We start from the raw sequence: 5,103 nt of genomic DNA on the forward strand, positions 1-5,103 counted from the left end.
CAAAAAAGTGAACAATTTCCTAATCGGGATCAACACCAGTAGAGGATCTAGCAGTGTTGTCGCCAGGGCAGGGAGCGCTGTGGGAACCCAAACCACGTTTCCTTTCGGGGTCGAACCTCCAAAGATGACATCGGTCATGGCCCGGCCTCCCCAAATTCAGTCTGACCATGGGCTTTGGATTTGGCCGTGGGTGTTTCGGACGCGAGGGCGTGCAGAGCTGTACTGGTACGTTTCCTGAAAGTCACCGAGCCAGTCAATATATATCCGAACTTCCCTTTCTGCATGGATCCAACTCCTAATAGCGCGCTAGACGCGACGACGAACGACCTTCAAGGCTGTGACCAGTCAGAAATCTTGAATTCAAATTCTGGTAGTGAGTTTGGAAGGCTGCTTACAGCAGCAACATCAGGTTCCAACATGCCACCCAAGACTTAGTCGGAGATAACCCATCAAATCTTGCAGTCAGCTCAGACCTAAATATTCAGTATAAACGGTAAATAGCGAGAGTATTCCGATGAAAACATCTGCATTGCAATGCATTGGAGAATGCTGAACGATCAGAGTGAAGTTACTAACTTCTGCGGCGGTTGTCCCGAACCCAGAGATCAGTTCTGGCAGATTCGTTGGATGAAAACCCATTCATGGAGCCAATGCGACTTGCGAGAGCAGAGTTCTGATAGATGCTACAACTACATTAGCCGAACCAACAGCCCGTGCGAAGACATCTTTCTTTGAACGACCCGCATAGAAATAGAGAAATCCGCGGAAGTGGTGGCTTTAGAAAGAAGAAATACGGATAGGGATTCCCAGACTATGAAAGAAACCAGAATGCCTGACAACGAAGTAGCCACGAGCTTGCTGCTGGCTATGGCAACAAGTGGTGAATCTCGCTCCCGGCAATCAAAATGTTGGATACCTATGAGAACCCCACAGGTAGAGCGAGTAGAGAATACCACTAAAAGTAGTCGAAGAATGGTCTGCATCTACTTAACATGGAAGACGGTAGTAATAACAGTGCAAACCGTAAATAATGGCAGGAAAACTGCTAAAGAGGTACTCCGTCTGCACTCTAGTAAAGGGAAACGGTGCTAGCTTGCCGAAAAGCAATCTGATGCCTTCAGTAATTCGTCTAGTATCTCGAATACCTCAGACTTGCCGAGATAGCGATTGGCTCCAGCGCTTAGCGCATCGCGAACCATTTGATCGTCATAAAGAGCTGATACGATACAGAGGTATGCTGTGCAGCCCATTTGTCTAAGTCGACGGCAGCATTCTACGCCATCCATTTGGGGCATCATTAAATCAATTAGAACAAGCTTGGGGCTTGAATCGCTAACGACCCGCAAAAATTCGAAAGGTTCATCGTAGAAGTCCGCATCAACACCCAATTCACCAAGCGAAAGGCCAATCAACTTACGCACGCGCGGATCATCATCAACGACTGCAACTTTGTGAAACGTGGTAGTCATGTGAAGTGGGTGGGAGGGTGTAAAATTACTCTAACTGAATGAATGGGCTATGCAAGTCACCAATGCAGAATGCGGCGCATTCGGCGCAGTTCGCACCTCGTAACAAGAACAGAGTTAGGCCTTCATGTAGCGTTGGATGATGGTACATGGGCTGGCCAGGAATTCTGACTTCAGAAAATAGGCCGTAGCACCCAAATCCAGAGCTTGCTTACGAAACTGCTCCTCATCGATAGAGGTAAACATCAAAACAGGAGATTTAAGAATGCCGGTGCTCAGCCGCTGCAGACACTCCAGGCCGTTCATTTCAGGCATCATGAGGTCGAGCAGAACAAGTGATGGTTTAAATGCATGAATCGAATCAAGAAATTCCAGCGGTGAGGAGAATGAATCGACTATGTACCCACAATCCTCAATCTCTAAGGTAGCAATCTGGAGAACACCTAGGTCGTCATCAACTACTGCAACTGAGGGAAGGCTCATATCAATAAAGAAAGAACAGAGAGTCTAGAAAATTCAAATGTTAACGATTAGTTGGCAGACCTCGTCTGCCTGGGCAATTCGCCAAACATGCTTTGATAGCTTGCAGATAAACGACCCGAAGGTGAGAGGCCAACACTCTTGCACGCCGTTGCAACCTTTGCGCCACAAAGTAGCAATTCGCGCAAGCGAGTAAGGCGAAGCTCATGAAGCACCTGTAAAGGTGGACGATTCATTACGGATTTGAATGATATCTGCAATGTGCGAGCTGATACGCAGCAGGTATTGCAAAGGTCACGAAGAGTAATAGGTTCGGCAAGGCGTTCCTCCATATATGAAAGAGCGATTTGTACATAGCGAGAATGGGTTGAAGCGTTGATCAGGCTCGATGGTACTGATTTTTGCTCAGCTGCCAGAAGACTCGCTAAAAGAGAAAAAACAGATGCCTCCAGTGGCTCAACAACTAATGCAGATGCTTCTGGAATAATCATCTGCTTAGCACACGCGAGCAACAACGATTCATGACCAGGTAATGTATCTGCGAGCGACATCAGCGATGGTTCACCTACACCGTGAGTGATAGATTCAGAAACAATATCCTGAGCCGATAGCTTAAATAAGAATCCGGAAATAGAATTTGATTTTGGGGTTATCTTGAGAACTTCTCCAGGTAGAAGAATAAAAGATAACCGACCTGGAACAAATCGGAGATTTCGTTTGGCTGCAGACCCAGTACACTGGCCGAAGTCTGGTATGGCTACCACAAGTGAATCAGACGGATTTCGGACGAGCAGCCGCGATATGGAAGACAAACGAACCTGCAGAAGCGACACCTTCCCGCCAAAATACGCAGCAGACTCTGAAGATGGAGTGCCTGCATCAGCCGCTATGGAGGCATCCACATGTCGCTCAGCCGAGCCCAGGAAAGACTCCAGCAGCGTATCAAAGCGGACAGTCTCTGCCAAGGCCGAGTAATGTGTATTGGAATGCTAGCATTGCAATATGCAATGTCAAGAGACAAGGCTATGCTTCGTCGGATTGTGAATTGGTCTAACGGCTCAATTTGCGTGGCACTCTGATTTCTGACTGGATGCAGGTCAATCTGGCAGGGCTGCCTAAAAGTGTGATCGGGTCGTCTCTGGTGCAGTCGCCACACCACCCAGCGCCAGCATCCCCTTGATGTCGTACGCCAGCTCCCGAAACCCTTGGCGGATTGATCGATAGCCACCGCGACGCAACAGGTTCATCACGACCGTTCGCAGGAACGAGAACACCGCGGCACCGGTGCGATGGGCGTAGCGGTGGGCGTCCTCACCGAGCTGCGTGTCGCGGGCCCAGTGCCATTCGTTTTCAATGCTCCAGCGCTGCCGAATCATTCGCAGCAACGCGTCTGGGTTGGTCCGCAGGCTGGTGATGAACCGGTGGCAGGCCACCGCTCGCGGACCCTTCCTCGTTCTGGTTGTGGTGATGAGCTCCACGATCCAGGCGCTGCCCGGCCAATTGGCTTTGATGTGCTCAGGTGCTTCCTTGGCCCTGAGCTCCCAGCGGGTGTGACGCCCGTGCCGTTTCTCGAAATCTGTTGCGGTGAAAGGGATTTTGCGCTTGCCCTCGAACTGGCGCCCGATCTGCCGGTAAAGGCTCCTCTGGTTCGATTTGACGGTCAGCAGGAGGTCGGCCCCCTGCTCCATGCACCAGCGAAAAACGCTTGCGTCGTGTGCAGAGCGTCGGCTTGGATCAGCACACCATCGAGATCCAGACTGCTCAGCAGCTCCTTGAGCGCTGCCTTCTCGCTGGATTCATGGGTGTCGTAGGTCTTCTGGGCCAGGGCCACGCCGAGGGGTCGGGCGTAGACCGTGACCTGAGCAACGTGGCGTGGTCCCCCTGAAATCGGTCCAGGGTGAATGAGAGTCCTCATCCGGCCAGACTGGGCCGGGGACTCCACCATGAAACGAACCCGCCACACACCCGAGCAGATCATCCGCAAGCTCAAAACGGCTGACCAGTTGCTTGCCCAGGGCCAGACAGTTGCGGACGCCTGCCGAGTTCTCGAGGTCTCCCAGCCCACCTACCACCGCTGGCGGCAGCTCTACGGCGGAATGAAGGCAGAAGAGGCCAAACGGCTCAGCCAGCTGGAGAAAGAGAACGCCCGGCTCAAAAGGCTTCTGGCGGAAGCAGAGCTCGACAAGGCGATGCTCAAGGATCTCGCTGAGGGAAACTTCTGAGCCCGGAGCGTCGCCGGCGGGCCGTCACAGTCCTGCAGGAGCGTTACCGGGCATCCCAGCGGAGGGTCTGCCGCTTGGTGGGCCAGCACCGCAGCAGCCAGCGGCATGTCGGCAAGGTCGTCGATCTTGAGGAGGCCAAGCTGAGGCATCGTCTCCGCGAAATCGCAGCTGAGCACATCCGCTGGGGCCGGCGCATGGCCCACCGCCTGTTGCGGCGGGAAGGCTGGACGGTGAACCACAAGCGGGTGCACCGGCTCTGGCGCGAGGAGGGCCTGCAGCGGCCCACCCCCCGCAAACAGAAGAGGGCACGCCCGGCTGAAGGCTCGGTGCGACGTCACCAGGCTGAGCACCCGCACCAGGTCTGGGCGATGGACTTCCAATTCGACGCCACGGCCGATGGCCGGCGGCTCAAGTTCCTCAACGTGATCGACGAGCACAGCCGTCTCTGCCTGGCCATCCGGGTGGGCAGGCGCTGCAAGGCCAAAGACGTCGTGGCGGTGCTGGAGGAGCTCACCAGCCTCTACCCAGCCCCAGCGTTCATCCGCAGCGACAACGGGCCCGAATTCATCGCCCACGCCCTCAAGCGCTGGAGCGAGAACAGCGGCACCACCACGGCCTACATCGAACCAGGATCACCGTGGCAGAACGGGTTTGCCGAGTCGTTCAACAGCCGGTTCAGGGATGAGTGTCCCGTGTCAATCAGGTTGATGTGCGCCTCAACCAGATTGTCGTCGAACAGATGAGTTCCTGAACACTGAGCTGTTCACATCCGTGAGCGAGGCCCAAACCTTGGCTGATCGCTGGCGCTTGTCAAGCGACATCCGGAATTGGTCCTCCGGCGACATGAAATCTGGCCCACCCTGTGAGGCTGTAGCCCCGGCTTGTTGACGCCGTAGCCGGCGCCGGTTGGTCTTGCTCATCAGTCCATTGGGATG

Annotated in this window: 7 protein-coding genes; 2 read left to right on the forward strand and 5 right to left on the reverse strand. The window is 53.9% G+C overall.

The annotated features are described in order from the left end of the window. Window positions 1-1,088 precede the first annotated feature (1,088 nt). The 5 genes from VB737_RS14830 to VB737_RS14850 all read right to left on the reverse strand — a co-directional run bounded on the left by VB737_RS14830 (window position 1,089) and on the right by VB737_RS14850 (window position 3,777). Window positions 1,089-1,469 carry a response regulator gene (locus VB737_RS14830; RefSeq protein ID WP_323243128.1) on the reverse strand — a complete coding sequence of 127 codons (381 nt, stop codon included), beginning with the start codon at window positions 1,467-1,469 and terminating at the stop codon, window positions 1,089-1,091. Window positions 1,470-1,583: 114 nt separating this feature from the next. Further along, window positions 1,584-1,949, reverse strand: coding sequence for a response regulator (locus VB737_RS14835; RefSeq protein ID WP_500314096.1), 366 nt, complete (start codon window positions 1,947-1,949; stop codon window positions 1,584-1,586). A 47-nt stretch (window positions 1,950-1,996) separates the two neighbouring features. Then, complete coding sequence (locus VB737_RS14840) at window positions 1,997-2,911, reverse strand: helix-turn-helix domain-containing protein (RefSeq protein ID WP_323243125.1); 915 nt, start codon at window positions 2,909-2,911, stop codon at window positions 1,997-1,999. A gap of 150 nt (window positions 2,912-3,061) precedes the next feature. Further along, window positions 3,062-3,634, reverse strand: coding sequence for an ISAs1 family transposase (locus tag VB737_RS14845; protein WP_323243124.1), 573 nt, complete (start codon window positions 3,632-3,634; stop codon window positions 3,062-3,064). Beyond that, a complete protein-coding gene (locus tag VB737_RS14850) occupies window positions 3,607-3,777 on the reverse strand; it encodes a hypothetical protein (protein WP_323243123.1) in 171 nt (56 codons plus the stop codon). The genes VB737_RS14845 and VB737_RS14850 overlap by 28 nt, the downstream gene beginning before the upstream one ends. A gap of 112 nt (window positions 3,778-3,889) precedes the next feature. Here VB737_RS14850 and VB737_RS14855 point away from each other — a divergent pair, with 112 nt between their 5' ends. Both VB737_RS14855 and VB737_RS14860 read left to right on the forward strand, forming a co-directional pair. Continuing rightward, entirely contained in the window at window positions 3,890-4,168 is a 279-nt protein-coding gene (locus tag VB737_RS14855; protein WP_500314099.1) for a transposase, read from the forward strand. A gap of 32 nt (window positions 4,169-4,200) precedes the next feature. After that, on the forward strand, window positions 4,201-4,911 hold the full coding sequence (locus VB737_RS14860; protein WP_500314101.1) for an IS3 family transposase: 711 nt from the start codon (window positions 4,201-4,203) through the stop codon (window positions 4,909-4,911). Window positions 4,912-5,103: the final 192 nt, after the last annotated feature.

It is taken from the genome of Synechococcus sp. BA-120 BA3, assembly GCF_034931285.1.
Lineage (GTDB): Bacteria > Cyanobacteriota > Cyanobacteriia > PCC-6307 > Cyanobiaceae > Cyanobium.

Bases quoted from the DNA above. Each gene is read 5' to 3' on its own strand.
- VB737_RS14830 (WP_323243128.1), bottom strand. From the start codon at position 1,469: ATGACTACCACGTTTCACAAAGTTGCAGTCGTTGATGATGATCCGCGC.
- VB737_RS14835 (WP_500314096.1), bottom strand. From the start codon at position 1,949: ATGAGCCTTCCCTCAGTTGCAGTAGTTGATGACGACCTAGGTGTTCTC.
- VB737_RS14845 (WP_323243124.1), bottom strand. From the start codon at position 3,634: ATGGAGCAGGGGGCCGACCTCCTGCTGACCGTCAAATCGAACCAGAGG.
- VB737_RS14855 (WP_500314099.1), top strand. From the start codon at position 3,890: ATGAAACGAACCCGCCACACACCCGAGCAGATCATCCGCAAGCTCAAA.